The sequence below is a fragment of the Acinetobacter sp. ANC 3929 genome, assembly GCF_000369405.1.
Classification (GTDB): domain Bacteria; phylum Pseudomonadota; class Gammaproteobacteria; order Pseudomonadales; family Moraxellaceae; genus Acinetobacter.
In genome coordinates, this window is record NZ_KB849999.1 from 186,257 (window position 1) to 201,780 (window position 15,524).

Annotated in this window: 17 protein-coding genes and 1 pseudogene; 9 read left to right on the forward strand and 9 right to left on the reverse strand. The window is 40.5% G+C overall.

What is annotated here, in order from left to right; genetic code table 11:
• Nucleotides 1-22: 22 nt before the first annotated feature.
• A complete protein-coding gene (locus F909_RS11775; protein WP_005150035.1) occupies nt 23-1,381 on the reverse strand; it encodes a uracil-xanthine permease family protein in 1,359 nt (452 codons plus the stop codon).
• Between the two features lie 176 nt (nt 1,382-1,557).
• Between F909_RS11775 and typA the strand changes: the two genes are divergently transcribed.
• The 3 genes from typA (at nt 1,558) to F909_RS11760 (ending at nt 4,557) form a co-directional block, all read left to right on the forward strand.
• Nucleotides 1,558-3,393 carry a translational GTPase TypA gene (gene typA / locus F909_RS11770; protein ID WP_005150036.1) on the forward strand — a complete coding sequence of 612 codons (1,836 nt, stop codon included), beginning with the start codon at nt 1,558-1,560 and terminating at the stop codon, nt 3,391-3,393.
• A 245-nt stretch (nt 3,394-3,638) separates the two neighbouring features.
• Nucleotides 3,639-4,070 carry a large conductance mechanosensitive channel protein MscL gene (gene mscL, locus F909_RS11765; protein WP_005150037.1) on the forward strand — a complete coding sequence of 144 codons (432 nt, stop codon included), beginning with the start codon at nt 3,639-3,641 and terminating at the stop codon, nt 4,068-4,070.
• 154 nt (nt 4,071-4,224) lie between these two features.
• Nucleotides 4,225-4,557, forward strand: a complete 333-nt coding sequence (locus F909_RS11760) for a gamma-glutamylcyclotransferase family protein (RefSeq protein ID WP_005150038.1) — start codon at nt 4,225-4,227, stop codon at nt 4,555-4,557.
• A 63-nt stretch (nt 4,558-4,620) separates the two neighbouring features.
• Here the strand turns inward: F909_RS11760 and F909_RS11755 are convergent, their stop codons facing one another.
• Nucleotides 4,621-4,911 carry a peptidylprolyl isomerase gene (locus F909_RS11755; RefSeq protein WP_005150039.1) on the reverse strand — a complete coding sequence of 97 codons (291 nt, stop codon included), beginning with the start codon at nt 4,909-4,911 and terminating at the stop codon, nt 4,621-4,623.
• Between the two features lie 31 nt (nt 4,912-4,942).
• Nucleotides 4,943-5,764 (reverse strand): bifunctional DNA-formamidopyrimidine glycosylase/DNA-(apurinic or apyrimidinic site) lyase, encoded by an 822-nt coding sequence (mutM, locus tag F909_RS11750; RefSeq protein ID WP_005150041.1) that lies wholly within the window; start codon nt 5,762-5,764, stop codon nt 4,943-4,945.
• Nucleotides 5,765-5,971: 207 nt separating this feature from the next.
• Here mutM and F909_RS11745 point away from each other — a divergent pair, with 207 nt between their 5' ends.
• Complete coding sequence (locus tag F909_RS11745; protein ID WP_005150044.1) at nt 5,972-8,101, forward strand: TonB-dependent receptor; 2,130 nt, start codon at nt 5,972-5,974, stop codon at nt 8,099-8,101.
• A 44-nt stretch (nt 8,102-8,145) separates the two neighbouring features.
• Here the strand turns inward: F909_RS11745 and F909_RS11740 are convergent, their stop codons facing one another.
• The 5 genes and pseudogenes from F909_RS11740 to F909_RS11725 all read right to left on the reverse strand — a co-directional run bounded on the left by F909_RS11740 (nt 8,146) and on the right by F909_RS11725 (nt 11,383).
• Nucleotides 8,146-8,958 carry a tetratricopeptide repeat protein gene (locus F909_RS11740; protein ID WP_005150047.1) on the reverse strand — a complete coding sequence of 271 codons (813 nt, stop codon included), beginning with the start codon at nt 8,956-8,958 and terminating at the stop codon, nt 8,146-8,148.
• A gap of 256 nt (nt 8,959-9,214) precedes the next feature.
• Nucleotides 9,215-9,940, reverse strand: a complete 726-nt coding sequence (locus F909_RS11735) for a DsbC family protein (protein WP_081401911.1) — start codon at nt 9,938-9,940, stop codon at nt 9,215-9,217.
• 74 nt (nt 9,941-10,014) lie between these two features.
• Complete coding sequence (locus F909_RS11730; protein WP_005150052.1) at nt 10,015-10,368, reverse strand: low molecular weight protein tyrosine phosphatase family protein; 354 nt, start codon at nt 10,366-10,368, stop codon at nt 10,015-10,017.
• A pseudogene (locus F909_RS21515) lies at nt 10,340-10,558 on the reverse strand (hypothetical protein); the annotation flags it as partial. The gene F909_RS11730 and the pseudogene F909_RS21515, both read right to left, overlap by 29 nt.
• Nucleotides 10,559-10,660: 102 nt before the next feature.
• Nucleotides 10,661-11,383 carry a CAF17-like 4Fe-4S cluster assembly/insertion protein YgfZ gene (locus F909_RS11725; protein WP_005150053.1) on the reverse strand — a complete coding sequence of 241 codons (723 nt, stop codon included), beginning with the start codon at nt 11,381-11,383 and terminating at the stop codon, nt 10,661-10,663.
• Between the two features lie 182 nt (nt 11,384-11,565).
• Here F909_RS11725 and F909_RS11720 point away from each other — a divergent pair, with 182 nt between their 5' ends.
• From F909_RS11720 to F909_RS11700, 5 genes are all read left to right on the forward strand, one after another.
• Nucleotides 11,566-12,018, forward strand: coding sequence for an SRPBCC family protein (locus tag F909_RS11720; protein ID WP_171067296.1), 453 nt, complete (start codon nt 11,566-11,568; stop codon nt 12,016-12,018).
• 31 nt (nt 12,019-12,049) lie between these two features.
• Entirely contained in the window at nt 12,050-12,412 is a 363-nt protein-coding gene (locus tag F909_RS11715; RefSeq protein ID WP_032877847.1) for a DUF2004 domain-containing protein, read from the forward strand.
• A 24-nt stretch (nt 12,413-12,436) separates the two neighbouring features.
• Nucleotides 12,437-12,793, forward strand: a complete 357-nt coding sequence (locus F909_RS11710; protein ID WP_005150062.1) for a DUF488 domain-containing protein — start codon at nt 12,437-12,439, stop codon at nt 12,791-12,793.
• A 52-nt stretch (nt 12,794-12,845) separates the two neighbouring features.
• A complete protein-coding gene (locus F909_RS11705; protein WP_005150064.1) occupies nt 12,846-13,190 on the forward strand; it encodes a zinc ribbon domain-containing protein YjdM in 345 nt (114 codons plus the stop codon).
• Nucleotides 13,191-13,340: 150 nt separating this feature from the next.
• Nucleotides 13,341-13,676, forward strand: coding sequence for a YegP family protein (locus tag F909_RS11700; protein WP_005150067.1), 336 nt, complete (start codon nt 13,341-13,343; stop codon nt 13,674-13,676).
• Nucleotides 13,677-13,732: 56 nt separating this feature from the next.
• On the opposite strand, the gene F909_RS11695 is transcribed toward F909_RS11700, so the two are convergent.
• Nucleotides 13,733-15,448, reverse strand: a complete 1,716-nt coding sequence (locus F909_RS11695) for a proline--tRNA ligase (RefSeq protein WP_005150069.1) — start codon at nt 15,446-15,448, stop codon at nt 13,733-13,735.
• Between the last annotated feature and the right edge of the window lie 76 nt (nt 15,449-15,524).

The following is a 15,524-nucleotide window of genomic DNA, read 5'->3' on the forward strand; positions in this document are numbered from 1 at the left end:
GGCACTTGTGATGGTTGGATGATTATTTATGTGTTTCAGGTAAAACAATATTCAAAATCAAGGCTGCAATACCGCCTGTTGCGACGCCTGAACTAAAAATATTCTTAAATAATTCTGGGAGATGTTCAAGAATTTGAGGAACTTGTGCAACACCTAAACCCAAAGCGAGCGAAATCGCAATAATTAACAAAGCACGACGGTCGAGGTGAATACTGGAAAGAATATTGATCCCAGACGCAGCGACTGCACCAAACATGACCATGACAGCACCACCAAGCACGGCTTGTGGCACGGCTTGAATAACAGCAGCAACAGCAGGGAACAGTCCTAAAATAATCAATAACACCGCAATCCATATGCCGACATAGCGGCTTGCAACACCAGTGAGTTGAATGACACCATTGTTTTGTGCAAACACTGAGCTCGGGAAGGTGTTGAAGATACCCGCTAAGAAAGAGTTAGCACCATTGACTAGTACGCCACCTTTAATTCGTTGCATCCAGATTGGGCCATCAACAGGCTCATTTGAAATTTTACTGGTTGCCGTAACATCCCCAATCGCTTCAAGTGAGGTGACTAAATAGATAAATGCCATTGGAATGAATAAGCTCCAAGAGAAGCTCAAACCAAAATGCATTGGGGTTGGAATTTGAATTAAAGGCGCATCATTGAGTACTGAAAAGTTTAAATGGCCCATGAACCCAGCAAGAATATAGCCAATCACGAGTGCAATTAAAATTGCTGAACTTTTCACCCAAATAATTTTGATACGATTTAACAGGATAATAATGCCAAGTACGGTGCATGACATAATCAGGTTATCTGCATTGGCAAAAGTATTGTCTTGCATGGCAGTATAGCCGCCACCCATGCTGATCAAGCCTTCTTTAATCAAGGTTAGGCCAATCAGAAGTACAACAATACCCGTCACCAGTGGCGTGATCAGCCTTTTAACCCAAGGTAGAATTCGCGAAACACCCATTTCAATAAACGAACCTGCAATCACAACACCAAAAATGGCTGCCATGACTTGTTCAACAGGTGTACCAGCAGCAACCATTGCACTACCAATACCAATAATTGGACCGATAAAATTAAAACTTGTGCCCTGAACAATTAAAAGTCCTGCACCAAAGGGACCAACTTTCTTACATTGTAAAAAGGTTGCAATTCCTGAGATGATCAAGGACATTGATAAGATCATATTGGTGTCTTCGCGCGACACACCTAATGCCAAACAGATCAGTAAACCTGGGGTGACAATCGGGACTAAAATCGCTAAAAGATGTTGAAGTGCGGCTAAAAATGCAACAAAAGGTTTCGGACGATCATTGAGCCCGTAGACTAGATCAAGCTGTTGCTGAGGTTGTGAATTCGACATGGGAGTATAAAAAGCCAGAAGCATTAGTGGAATATTCTAATAGAGTTAGCTCGCTTTACCAACGATTCTATAACACTTCGTCAGAAAAAAAGTGCTCTGTCAATAAACTGTCACTACTAAAGTTTAGGATTCTTCTGTATAATTTGCCCTCAAATTTAAAGCGTATCGAATTTTACATGTCAGATATTAAAACTCTCCGTAACATTGCCATTATTGCGCACGTCGATCATGGTAAGACGACTCTTGTAGACAAACTTTTACAACAATCAGGTGCTCTTGGTGATCGCGCAGGCGAGATTGAACGTGTTATGGATTCTAACGCGCTTGAGTCTGAACGCGGTATTACCATTCTTGCAAAAAACACTGCAATCAAATGGTTAGATGCCCGTACAAACACCGAATACCGCATTAACATTGTGGACACCCCAGGACACGCCGACTTCGGTGGTGAAGTGGAACGTGTAATGTCGATGGTTGACTGTGTATTGCTCCTTGTAGACTCACAAGAAGGTCCAATGCCACAAACTCGTTTCGTAACGCAAAAAGCGTTCGCACGTGGTTTGAAGCCAATCGTGATTATCAACAAAGTCGACAAGCCAAGCGCTCGTCCAGACTGGGTTATCGATCAAGTTTTTGATTTGTTTGATAATCTTGGTGGTACTGACGAACAGTTAGACTTCCCAATCGTTTATGCTTCAGGCTTACGCGGTGTTGCTGGTCCTTCACCAGAAGAATTAGCGGAAGATATGACGCCGTTGTTCCAAACCATCGTAGATATCGTTGAACCACCAGCAGTTGATGTTGATGGTCCATTCCAAATGCAGATTTCATCACTTGACTATAACAGTTTCGTAGGTGTTATCGGTGTTGGTCGTATCCAACGTGGTTCAGTAAAATTAAACACTCAAGTTACTGTAATTGATAAAGAAGGTAAGACTCGTAACGGTCGTATCTTAAAAATCATGGGTTACCACGGTTTAGAGCGTGTTGATGTTGAAACAGCATCTGCAGGCGATATCGTATGTATTACAGGTATTGATGCATTAAATATTTCTGACACGATTTGTGATCCGAAAAATGTAGAAGCTTTGCCGCCATTGTCTGTAGATGAACCTACAGTTTCGATGACATTCCAGGTAAACAACTCTCCTTTTGCTGGTAAAGAAGGGAAATTTGTAACTTCACGTAACATTCGTGAGCGTCTTGATCGTGAGTTAATTCACAACGTAGCATTACGTGTTGAAGATACTGACAGTCCAGACCGTTTCAAAGTTTCTGGTCGTGGTGAACTTCACCTTTCAGTTCTTATTGAAAATATGCGTCGTGAAGGCTTCGAAATGGGCGTATCACGTCCACAAGTGATCATGAAAGAAATCGATGGCGAAAAACAAGAGCCATTCGAAAACGTAACTTTTGACGTTGAAGAACAACACCAAGGTTCTGTAATGGAACAAATGGGCTTCCGTAAAGGTGAGATGACCAATATGGAAGTTGACGGTAAAGGCCGTATCCGTATTGAAGCAACTGTACCTTCACGTGGTTTGATTGGTTTCCGTTCAGAATTCTTAACCATGACTTCTGGTACAGGGATCATGACATCAAGCTTCTCGCATTACGGTCCAGCAAAAGCAGGTACTGTTGCGAAGCGTCAAAATGGTGTGTTGATCTCTATGGTTCAAGGTACTTGCTTGGGCTATGCTCTTTTCACACTTCAAGACCGTGGTCGTTTATTTGCTAAACCACAGTTAGAAGTATATGAAGGTATGATCATCGGTATTAACTCTCGTTCTGATGATATGGTTGTTAACCCAACTAAAGCGAAACAGTTAACTAACGTTCGTGCATCAGGTACGGATGAAGCCTTGACTTTAACACCTGCAATGGAATATACGCTTGAACAAGCGCTTGAATTCATTGAAGATGATGAGTTAGTAGAAGTTACTCCAAAATCGATTCGTATTCGTAAACGTTACTTGACTGAAAACGAACGTAAGCGTAACCGTGACAAATAATTTTTCTTTATTGAAAAATGAAAAAACCGCTAAATTTATTTAGCGGTTTTTTATTGCATAAAATAAATCACTGTTTCATTCTTAAGTTCATATTTTTATTAAAATAAAATATGTTGTTAAAGTGTGAAATAACTTTCTTTTTTTGATAAAAATATTAAATTATCATCATTATCATGAATAACTGTACCTGTGTAATAAAGAATGCAAAAACAGGCTGCGATCAAGTCAACTCTGGAGAGTTATAGATGAGTATTATTAAAGAATTTAAAGAATTCGCCATCAAAGGCAACATGATGGATTTAGCGATAGGTGTCATCATTGGTGGCGCATTCGGTAAAATCATTGATTCATTAGTGAAAGATATTGTGATGCCAGTGATCTCATGGATCTTGGGTGGCGATGTTGATTATAGTAATTGGTTCCTCGTGCTTGGAGATAATCCAAATAATCTGACAAGCTTAAAGGCAGCTCAGGATGCGGGGTTAAATATCTTCGCTTATGGTAATTTCTTAACCATCTTAATTAACTTCTTGTTATTGGCATGGGTGGTGTTCTTGTTGGTGAAAGTGATGAACCGTATCCGCAAACAAGAACAAGCTGCGCCTGAGCCAGAAGCGACTCCAGAAGATGTTCAATTGTTGCGTGAAATCCGTGATGAATTGAAAAAACAAGGCTAAACCATCTTGAGTTAAAAACGGCATTTTGATGCCGTTTTTTTATTGTCTATTGGAGCAAGACGCTGCTGAATACTGAGGTGAAAATAGTCGTTTTTACGTAGAAAAATTGCTGCTTTCATTTTAAGATGCTGTGCATATTGAGAGGGGATCAATCATGAATCGACTATTTGTTTACGGCACACTTTGCCCAAATCGAGAAAATGCCCATATTTTGGGTGAGATTGGTGGGGAATGGCAGCAGGCTTTTGTACATGGCACGGTTCATATTTTAGATTGGGGTCCAGATCAAGGTTTACCTGCAATCGTATTGAATGATGCAGACCCTCTGGTTGAGGGTTATTTATTTAGCACAAAAAAATTAGAGCAGAACTGGCAGATGCTGGATGATTTTGAAGGGATGCAATACCAAAGAGCGGTTGTAGACGTCAAATTGGCTACAGGTGAGACAATCCAAGCATGGACCTATGTGATGAAAGCCCGTGACTAGAATAATGAGTAAGTAGGCCAAATCGTGTGATTGAGCTTAAATCGAAACTTAAGCTCAAGCTTATTATCTCAGGCTATCCATGCGAAATTTAACTTCGACCAAGTGGAAACCAAATTGACTTTTAATGGGACCGTGTAAAATACGTTCAGCAGCAGTGAATACCAGCTTATCGATCACTGAAACTAGCTGTCCCTTTTTTACTTCGCCAAGTTCACCGCCGCGTTTTGCAGAGTTACAGGTCGAATATTGTTTGGCAACTTTAGCAAAATCAGCACCTGACTGAATGCGCTTTTTCAGTTGCTCAGCTAAATCTTTATCTTTAACTAGAATGTGTCGAACAATCGCTGTTTGCATGATTTGTTCTCCTTGTTACATATCAATTCGCTTACGCTTTCTTTAACTTCAGTGGTTGGCATTGTGGGCAGAATACGCTGGCACGTTGTCCTAGCTTCAAGTTTTCCAAGGTGGTCTCACAATTCACGCACATCTCGCCCGCACGACCATATGCCAAAAGAGTTTGCTGGAAATAACCATTTTCGCCCATGGCATTGCTATAGTCACGTAACGTTGACCCGCCTAAATCAATTGCTTGTTTTAAGATGCGTTTAACCTCAATGACCAACTTTTCCACTTGTGTTTTGCTCAGCGTCGAAGCAGGTTGTGCTGGATGTACTCCGATATTGAATAAACTTTCAGTCGCATAAATATTGCCGACACCAACCACCACATGATTATCCATTAAAGCAATTTTAATGCCGACATTTTTTTTACTGAGCTTTTCGCGTAAATAAGCTGCGTTAAAGTCTTCACTGAGTGGTTCAGGGCCGAGTGTATCGATCAACTTAGTTTGATTCTGTTGGTCTAACCACAAAATACATCCAAAGCGTCGTGGGTCGTGGTAACGAAGTTGCTGATCATCAAAGTCAATGATGAGGTGATCATGTTTTCTCAATTCATCACTCGGTTGGCAAAGACGAAAGCTACCAGACATTCCCAAGTGCCAAAGCATCTGATCTTGTTCAAATTCTGCCAAGATATATTTAGAACGACGTTTAAGATGAATTAAGCGTTGTCCAATTAATTTATCAAGATCATTGGGAATCGGCCAACGTAAGCTTGCATTCAATACTTTAACGGCTTGAACGCGTTGCTCTAACAAAGGGAGTAGGCTGGTTTTAGTAGTTTCAACTTCAGGAAGTTCGGGCATAATGAGCTCAAGTTGTTTCAACAACAATACAATGAGGGTAAATGTTTCACTTACAATTATGACGGTATTTAATTTTATTTGCTAATGCAGATCAGTAACGTGATTGATGGTTTTAGCTAAAGTTAAATGTGTAAGATAAATATAAAATAATCAGACTCTTACTTTTAAAAAGCCTTTCTTTGAAATTTTGAGAAATAAGGAATCTTCATGCCTTCACCGAAAATTAACCTTTTATACGGTTGTGTTGCAATGTGTATGGGGTTAAGCAACTCCCTTGTTTGGGCTGCTGCACCTAATGCAGAACCAGCCATACAGCTTCCAACGATTAAAGTTGAAGCAACACGTACCGATACCACTTATATGGAAACACCTGCATCAATTTTTAGGGTTGATATACCTCAAAATGCTCAATCTACGCAGGTCAATTTAACTGAAGTGGTGAAAGGTATTCCAAGTGTGCAATTACGCAATCGTGAAAACTATGCTCAAGACTTGCAGCTCTCGATGCGTGGTTTTGGTGCGCGTTCTACCTTTGGTGTGCGTGGGATCCGCTTGTATAACGATGGTATTCCAGCCACGATGCCAGATGGTCAGGGCCAAACCTCCAATATTGATTTAAGTAGCTTAAGCCATCTTGAAGTACTAACAGGCCCATTTTCTTCGTTGTATGGCAACTCATCAGGTGGTGCGATTCTCGCAACAACCAGAGAGGGGCAAGGCAAAGATTCAATTGAGATGAGTTATGCGGGTGGCAGCCATAACAAAAATCGTGCAGGTCTGGTGTTACAGGGTGGTGCAAAAAATCAAAATGAACCGAGCTATATCATTAGTTCCTCGTATTTTGATACCGATGGCTATCGTGATCATAGCAGTGCAGAAAAAGTCTTAAACAATGCGAAACTGACGTGGAACTTGGATGACGGCAGTAAAATTAATTGGATCACCAACTATGTCAAGATTCATGCCGATGATCCCCAAGGCTTAAATAGAACCCAATGGCAGCAAAATCCACGTCAGGTGAATGATGCGAAGAATATCTACAATGTTCGTAAAGATATTGAACAAACGCAAACGGGTGTGACTTGGTCTAAACCAATTAGTGATCAGCATGAGCTGTATGCCATGGCTTATTTTGGCAATCGTCAGGTGACTCAATACCAATCAATACCTCAATCTGCACAAAAAAATCCTAATCATGCTGGTGGTGTGATTGATTTTGAACGTAATTATTATGGTGCTGATTTCCGCTGGACAGGTAAAGAACTGTTACCGAATACAACCTTCAGCGCAGGGCTTGCTGTGGATAGCATGGATGAAGACCGTAAAGGTTATGAAAACTTTAATCTACAAAATGGTCAGCCATCTTATGGGGTAAAAGGTACATTGCGTCGTGATGAAGACAATACTTTGTGGAATGTTGATCCCTATTTACAAGCGTCGTGGCAATTCTTACCAGCTTGGCGTATAGATACGGGGGTACGTTATAGCAATGTACATTATAAATCTAAGGATCACTATTTAAGTAACGGGAATGATAGTGATAAAACGGATTACAATAAGGTCTTGCCTTCAGCCGCTTTAAGTTGGCAAATTGCACCTGAGTTATTGGCCTATGCCAGCTATGCCAAAGGTTTTGAAACACCGACTTTCACGGAAATGGCTTATCAAGCCGATCCTAAAAAGTCTGGGTTTAACTTCGATCTAAAACCCTCTACAAGTGATAACTATGAAGTGGGTGTGAAGTCGCAAAACCCATTTGGTGATTTCACTTTGGCTGTTTTTCAGAGCAAGACTCAGAATGATATTGTTTCAGCAGGTACTTCTGATGGTCGTTCAACGTTTAGGAATGCGGATAAAACAACACGTCAAGGTGCTGAATTCGCATGGAATAAAAAGCTTTGGAAAGACTTGGAAATGAATGCCAGTTATGGTTATTTGGATGCCAAATTTGATGCTGCTATTCCAGCAATTGGTGCTGTAAAGGCCGTTGAAAAGGGCAATGCGATTCCTGGTATTGCCAAGAATCAAGCCTTTATTGGATTGGCTTGGAAACCAGAGCAGGGTTTCTATGCAGGACTTGATACTCAATACATGGATAAGGTCTATGTTGATGATATCAATAGTGATGCAGCTGAAAGTTATACGATTGCCTCAGCTTATACAGGCTATGCATGGAAATATGCAGATTGGGGGATTAATGGCTTTGCGCGTGTAGATAACCTTTTTGATAAAAACTATGCCGGTTCTGTTATTGTAAATGATAGCAACAGCCGATTCTTTGAGCCTGCCGATGGGCGTAATTGGAGTGCTGGAATTAAAGTCAGCAAGCAATTCTAGAAAAAGAAAAACAGCAGCTTAATATTGAGCTGCTGTTTACTGGTTTATTTCTTCGGTGTTGGAGCTGGTGCGGCTTTTTTTGCAGCGATTGCTTCCTCAACTTTGGCTAATGATTCTTGTGCATTTGGATAATTTACTTTAGCCAAGCGAGAAAAAATATTTTTCGCCTGCTCTAGGTCCTGATCGATAATTGTTCCATTGGCCAGCATATTACCAAGAATCACGAGAGAAGGCGCATAGTCTTTTTTAGCCAAATCCTTTAAACTTTCAATGGCTTGCTGTTGCATGAATGGATTTTTATTCTTCACTCCAATCCCAAGATCATAAACAGCTTTTAAGTTTTTGGCAGGATAGTAATCTTTACGAAGTAACGGTAAAAGCTTTTGAATAGCCAATTGGTCATATTCAGGTTTTCCTTGTCTGAATAGTAAATCAGCAAATTCAACGGTTGCTTCATCTGAGCCTTGAACAGATGCTTTTTCTAAATACTGTTTATATTTTTGTGGGTCTTTGGCAAGACCTAATGTGCCTTTATGATAGGCTTGAGCCAAGCTATAACTTGCTGGTCCATAGCCTTTATTAGAAGCATCTTGATAATATTGCAGCGCTTTTTTTTCGTCACGTGTAGTGCCTTGCCCAGCTTGAGTCATATAACCGAGGTTATAGATGGCTTGCTTGTTGCCTGTATTGGCCAAACGTTGCATTTCTTGAAAAGCAGCAGGATAGTCCTTTGCTTCATAGAGTTGAGTTGCTTTGGTAAACAGTGGATCTACTTTAGTGGTTGGGGTTTTACTGTCTGCGGCGAATGCTGCATGGCTTGCAATAGTGATTAAACTCGCAATGAGCAATTTTTTCATCTTTCTTTTCCTTTCACGTTGATCTGCTTTCATCCTTTGCATAGCAGAACTCAATATGCTGTTCCCATCATAAAAGCTTACCGTAAAATGTAAATAAGGATTTTGTATAAATCGTGACGAAGCAAGACGGGGCGGGGAATCTTTATTTTTATTAAAACTTTTAAAAATCAATTGAATAATATTGAAATTTAAAAGAAGGGCTTGCGAGTCATTTGTGGCAAAATGGTCAACAAGCCTTTATATTTGATCTATATTTCTAGCGACTGGCTTCTTGTAAGAGCTGCTCAATTTGTTCAGCATTTTGTGGACTGCCAGAGAGGCGCACACCATTTTGCAAGAATAAGGTTGGTGTGCCATCGATCTGTAATTTTTGACCTAGGGCGAGATTCTTCTGTATAGGAGTCTCACACTGTGCCGCATTTTCAGGTGCTTTGCGGTGCAACATATAATCTTCCCAAGCTTCATACTGATTTTTCGAGCACCAAATTTTATTGGCAACTGCTTCAGCTTGTGGGTGTAATTTCTTAAGCGGGAACAAGAACAGATACACGGTGACATTATCAACCGAAGTCATGTGCTGCTCGAGCTTTTGGCAATAAGGACAATCAGGGTCACTAAAGACGTAGAGGGTACGTGCTCCATTGCCTTTTACATATTTAATTGCCTGATCGAGTGGCAGTTGTTTGACATCAATTTTACCAAATTCAGCCAAACGCTCTTCGGTTAGATTTTTCTTGTTTTTGACATCAAGGAGATTGCCAAAAAACAGGTATTTGGCTGTTTCATCTGTATAGATAATTTTACCCGCGGCATAGACTTCATAAATACCAGGTAAAGGAGAGGAGCTGACGGATTTGACTGGAATATCTGGATAATTCTGTTTGAAGTTTCGTTCCAGTGTTTTGCTATCGGCATGTAGGCTTTGTACGCTGAGCAGACTCAAGCTGAGTACAGATAACCAGGTCTTGATCATTATTTTCATTGTGCATTTAGGTTGATGAGAATCATTGAACAATAACGTTCATTTTTGTTTTCGACAAGAATCTAGAGCAAACTTTATTTCAAATAAGGCTGCATTGCCAAGTGCAGCAATTCGATCAGTTCAGGATCCATGTATTGATAGTCATCAGGGATGTCGAGGACAAACACTTTTTTATGCAGCAATTGTTTTGAAAATTTTTCTTTGATCTGTTGTTTATGTCGTGATTCCATCACAAAAATTTGCTCGGCCCAAGCAATATCTTTGAATGAAATTGTATGTTGAGCATGACGACTGGTTCCTGCTGAACGAGTATGTAGACCATACCCTTGAGCGAAAATACGTTCGGCAGTTGGACTGCGCCATTGATTGCGGCTACAAATGAAAAGTGTGTTCAGTATTTTAAATCCAAGAATTGAACTGGGCTTCACGTAAATATCTTGCGTTAGAAATTCGAGGATATTCGATTCCTAATTGTCTGGCACGTGCAAGTTTGTCTTGTCGCGTATACAGATATTTCCATTGTTTAGGGGACTTCCAACACAGAGATGTATGCCTGCAGTCTCGACCACGAAATAGAAATTTTTGCTTACTCCGCCATGCTCGATGACGTTGTTGTGATCAATCATCCATATTAAAAAAACTCATGAGTTGATCAGGTTCAGCAGCCGCGATAACACATGAGTTTTTAATATAAAATCAAAGCCTAACTTTTACAAGTATTTAGCTTGGTCGCGCCACATCGCCATTGAGTGGTTCTGGGAGTTCTAACACCGTCACACCAAGTTCTTCCAGTGCAGCTGGTTTAGCAATGACCAAAGCCAAATAGCCTTCTTCAAAAGCAATACTATTCACTACTTCGATGTCTTTACTAAGTTGCGTTGCAGGCGCTGGTACTGCATCTTTGGCTTGAATTAAATGCAACCAGTGTTTTGGCTTTGCTTTGAACCAAAGACGTGCCACGATTTCTTGACCAAGGTAACAGCCTTTATCAAAATGCACGCCATCACGTTGATGTAAACGTAATTCTTGAGGTTGAAACAAATGCTCCGTGGTTTGGCTGATCCAAGCTTGTCCAGATTGGATTGCTTGAATTTGCCAAGTTGTGATATCTGTAGCTGTTGCAGAGAACTCGGTTTGCGTACCGATAACAGTTGGATAAACTGTTCCAACTTCTTCTAACTTCATTTTAGAAAAAGCACCAAACTTTTTGATGTGTTTAGACAATTCTTCAGCTTGATCTTGAGTGGCTACAAGCTCAAAGCTTTCTGGATTTAATCTTTTAAGCCATAAACCAAAATGAATACGTCCTTTTAAATCACAAATAGCAGTATAGCGACTTTCATTCTCAGGCAAGCGTTCTACATGAACAGTCACTTGACCTTGCAAAAATTTTTGTGCATCGACACCATTTAAACTAAAAGCAGTAAAAGCAAGCTGACTCATAGATCAATCCTAAATCTGCGTTCTGAACACTAAAATATGGACTGTTATTTTGCGCCATTTTTCACAAAAAAGCAGCTTGAGATTCTCGATATTCGTGCTCAAATGGGCGATTGAAGGCATAGCATTTGTACAATAAATCGCTATGATGAATCGATCCAACAGAATAATAGAGATATTGGAGAATAAGAATGACAGGTACAGTTCAATTACATCGTGTATTTAATGCGCCACCTGCACGGGTTTATCAGGCATTTCTTGATCCTGATGCCTTGGTTAAATGGTTGCCACCGCATGGATTTACCGCAAAAGTGCATCATTTAGACCCACAACAGGGTGGGACTTATAAAATGTCATTTACCAATTTCTCAACAGGGAGTTCACATTCCTTTGGTGGCACCTATGTTGAGCTGGTACCCAACGAACTTCTGCGTTATACCGATCGCTTTGACGATCCGAATTTACCAGGTGACATTCAAGTCACAATTCAATTGAAGCAAGTATTGGTCGGTACAGAAATACAGATTACGCAAGCGGGAATCCCTGATGTGATTCCTATTGAGGCCTGTTATCTCGGTTGGCAAGAATCACTTTATTTATTAGGCTTGTTGGTACAAGCACAAATACCAGATCAATAATGCAAACAACTTAATCTTAACTACAGAGTTTATGATGATTACATCGGGGGATGCTATGTCAGAACAAGCGATTGTTGAACGCCGTGAACAACTTGCACGTATTGCCATGCGTGAAGCTTTGGAAAACCAACAAGCCGAAGATAGTGTGGAATTGTTTATTCAACACCATTTGGAAGAAGTGGAGCCAGCGTATTGGAAAAAACACTTTGCAACGTCAACACCAACACCTATGCAGGTGCTAGAATTTTTGGTGCTTGCTCACCAATGGGAAGATGAGGACATAGACTGTCATAACATGTTGGATTTTACCTTGCCAGATGACATTACTAACTATGTGATTTGCGTGAGTTTCGATGCTAAAGGGCAAGTGATCGATATATCAATGGAAAGTTGAACGGAGAAGCTGTAGGAGAATCGCGTGCAAGTTGAGATTAAACGTATTTATGATCCTGTAGAGCCAAGTGACGGGCAACGTGTATTGGTTGATCGTTTGTGGCCAAGGGGAATGTCTAAAGCGCGCGCGCATTTAAATCTATGGGTGAAGGAAATTGCACCATCGACAGAACTACGACAAGCTTTTTGTCACAAGGCTGAGCATTGGCTGAGTTTTCAGGAGGGATATTATCAAGAGCTTAAAGAGAATCCTTCTGTGCAGCAGCTCCGAGAAATGGCACAGCAACAGCAATTGACGCTGATTTATGCCGCCAAAGATCCACAACTTAATCATGCTTTGGTACTTAAAAATTATTTACTTGGCAAAGCGATTCAAACCTAAAATTTTGAAAAACTGCATCTATCCATCATAATAGTCGTTTTGAGTTTCTTTTATGTCTTTTCCACATTGCCCACAATGCCAATCAGAATATACTTACCAAGATGGCGACTTATTGATTTGTCCTGAATGTTCACATGAATGGAAGGAAGGGGAAGCAGCAGCTTCAGAATTACAAGACATCATTAAAGATGCCAATGGTAACGTTTTGGCTGATGGAGATAGCGTTACGGTTGTTAAAGATTTAAAAATTAAAGGCTCTTCATCTGTGGTTAAAGTCGGAACGAAGGTGAAGAGTATTCGTTTGGTACCAGATGCAAGTGATGGCCATAACATTGATTGTAAAATTGATGGTGTGGGTGCAATGAAATTAAAATCTGAATTTGTGAAAAAAGTTTAGTTTATTTTTATTTGGGAGCATGAAAATGCTCCTTTTTATTCATTACATAAATTACCAAAAATGAACAAAATTTAATCTTCTTAAACGGCAATTGCTGATCTATATTGGATGAGATAACAATCAATAGTAACTCCAAAAATAGAGGTCTTTATGTCAGGATGGTTTGAAGTGAGTCAGGCGAGTGATGGGCAATATCGCTTCGTATTAAAAGCAGGAAACAGTGAGACTGTTTTAACAAGTGAATTATATAAAACCAAAGCAGCTGCATTGAACGGGATTGCATCAGTACAAAAAAATAGTCCAGATGATGGCCGTTATGAACGATTAACATCTAAAAATGAGAAGCCGTATTTTAATTTAAAAGCTGCAAACCATCAGGTGATTGGTAACAGTCAGTTATACTCGAGTGAGCAGTCACGTGAGAAGGGGATTGAGTCTGTGAAAAAGAATGGACCATCGGAAACCATTAAAGACCTCACTGTTTAGTCTTCAAATAAAAAAGCCGTTTCATTGAAACGGCTTTTTTAGATTCAGAATTTCAATTAGCGAATAAATTTGGCTAATAGTTCTTCTTTATTCAAGTTGCTGGCTTCAGCATCACGACGGCCTTTGTATTCAAAAGTACCCGCATCCAAACCTTTCTCACCAATCACAATACGATGAGGAATACCCATCAACTCAAGATCAGAGAATTTCACACCTGGACGCTCATTACGATCATCGAGCAATACGTCATAACCTTGTGCTTGTAATTCAGCATAGAGTGCTTCAGCCGCTTCAAGCGTACGTGGTGATTTATGCGCATTCATTGGCACAATTGCAACTTCAAAAGGAGCAATCGCTTGTGGCCAGATAATGCCTTTGTCATCAAAGTTTTGTTCGATTGCTGCTGCAACCACACGCGTAACCCCGATACCATAGCAACCCATGGTGACGGTAAATGGTTTGCCATCTTCACCTAAAACTTTACAGCCTAAAGCTTCAGAATACTTTGTACCCAGTTGGAAAATATGACCGACTTCAATACCACGTTTGATTAAAATCGTCCCTTTACCATCTGGAGATGGATCGCCTTCAACCACATTACGAAGGTCGAAGATTTCTGTAAATTTCGCATCACGATCCCAATTGACACCGATTGCATGCTTGTCGACTTCGTTGGCACCCGCCACAAAGTCAGATAAGACCGATGCAGCACGATCTACAATCACAGTTAAGCCTTTTTCAACCAAGCCTTGAGGACCACAGAAACCTGCAGTTAAGCCATGTTGCTGTAATTGCTCTTCAGTTGCGAACGTTAACGGTGATGCAATCAGTGGATGCTTTTCAGCTTTAATATCATTCAGTTCATGATCACCACGGAGAAACAATGCAACAACTGGTGTATTGCCTTTATCATCGGTTGGACCTTGTACTAATAATGCTTTAACAGACTGTTTCGCATCAGCATTTAAGAACTGGCACACATCAGCAATGGTTTTCTGGTTTGGTGTATCCACCAAGGTCAATGCTTGAGTTGCAGCAGCACGCTCACCGACTAAAAGCGCTTCTGCCATTTCAACGTTTGCGGCAAAGTCAGATTCTGTCGAGAAAGCGATGTCATCTTCACCACTTGATGCAAGTACATGGAATTCGTGCGATGCAGAGCCACCAATTGAACCTGTATCTGCTTGTACTGGACGGAAATCCAAGCCTAAGCGTGTAAAGATACGGCTATAGGTGTCATACATGACATCATAGGTTTCTTGTAATGAGGCTTGGTCAGCATGGAAAGAATAAGCATCTTTCATGATAAATTCACGCGAGCGCATGACACCAAAACGTGGACGAATTTCATCACGGAATTTGGTTTGAATTTGATAGAAATTCAATGGCAGTTGCTTATAGCTTTTTAGCTCATTACGCGCGAGGTCGGTAATGACTTCTTCATGTGTTGGGCCCAACACGAATGGATTGTCATGACGATCTTTAAAACGTAATAACTCTGGGCCATATTGTTCGAAACGACCAGATTCTTCCCAAAGCGCAGCAGGTTGTGTAACAGGCATGAACACTTCTAATGCGCCAGAACGGTTCATTTCTTCGCGAACAATGGCATCCACTTTCTTTAAAACGCGCGTTCCCATGGGCAACCAAGAGTATAAGCCAGAAGCGAGTTTACGAATCATCCCCGCACGTAACATGAGCTGGTGTGAAATGACCTCAGCATCATTTGGGGTTTCTCTTAACGTTGCAAATAAAAAGCGGCTTGCGCGCATGGAAACTGTCCTAAAGTTAAGTGTTATTTAAAAAGTGCTATAAAATGAGCAAAATAATGGGCTCAGTTTTGAGCAA

Excerpts from the sequence above, each read along its gene's own strand:
- F909_RS11775 (WP_005150035.1), bottom strand. The coding sequence starts at position 1,381 with ATGTCGAATTCACAACCTCAGCAACAGCTTGATCTAGTCTACGGGCTC.
- typA (WP_005150036.1), top strand. The coding sequence starts at position 1,558 with ATGTCAGATATTAAAACTCTCCGTAACATTGCCATTATTGCGCACGTC.
- mscL (WP_005150037.1), top strand. The coding sequence starts at position 3,639 with ATGAGTATTATTAAAGAATTTAAAGAATTCGCCATCAAAGGCAACATG.
- F909_RS11760 (WP_005150038.1), top strand. The coding sequence starts at position 4,225 with ATGAATCGACTATTTGTTTACGGCACACTTTGCCCAAATCGAGAAAAT.
- F909_RS11755 (WP_005150039.1), bottom strand. The coding sequence starts at position 4,911 with ATGCAAACAGCGATTGTTCGACACATTCTAGTTAAAGATAAAGATTTA.
- mutM (WP_005150041.1), bottom strand. The coding sequence starts at position 5,764 with ATGCCCGAACTTCCTGAAGTTGAAACTACTAAAACCAGCCTACTCCCT.
- F909_RS11745 (WP_005150044.1), top strand. The coding sequence starts at position 5,972 with ATGCCTTCACCGAAAATTAACCTTTTATACGGTTGTGTTGCAATGTGT.
- F909_RS11740 (WP_005150047.1), bottom strand. The coding sequence starts at position 8,958 with ATGAAAAAATTGCTCATTGCGAGTTTAATCACTATTGCAAGCCATGCA.
- F909_RS11735 (WP_081401911.1), bottom strand. The coding sequence starts at position 9,940 with ATGAAAATAATGATCAAGACCTGGTTATCTGTACTCAGCTTGAGTCTG.
- F909_RS11725 (WP_005150053.1), bottom strand. The coding sequence starts at position 11,383 with ATGAGTCAGCTTGCTTTTACTGCTTTTAGTTTAAATGGTGTCGATGCA.
- F909_RS11715 (WP_032877847.1), top strand. The coding sequence starts at position 12,050 with ATGATGATTACATCGGGGGATGCTATGTCAGAACAAGCGATTGTTGAA.
- F909_RS11705 (WP_005150064.1), top strand. The coding sequence starts at position 12,846 with ATGTCTTTTCCACATTGCCCACAATGCCAATCAGAATATACTTACCAA.
- F909_RS11700 (WP_005150067.1), top strand. The coding sequence starts at position 13,341 with ATGTCAGGATGGTTTGAAGTGAGTCAGGCGAGTGATGGGCAATATCGC.
- F909_RS11695 (WP_005150069.1), bottom strand. The coding sequence starts at position 15,448 with ATGCGCGCAAGCCGCTTTTTATTTGCAACGTTAAGAGAAACCCCAAAT.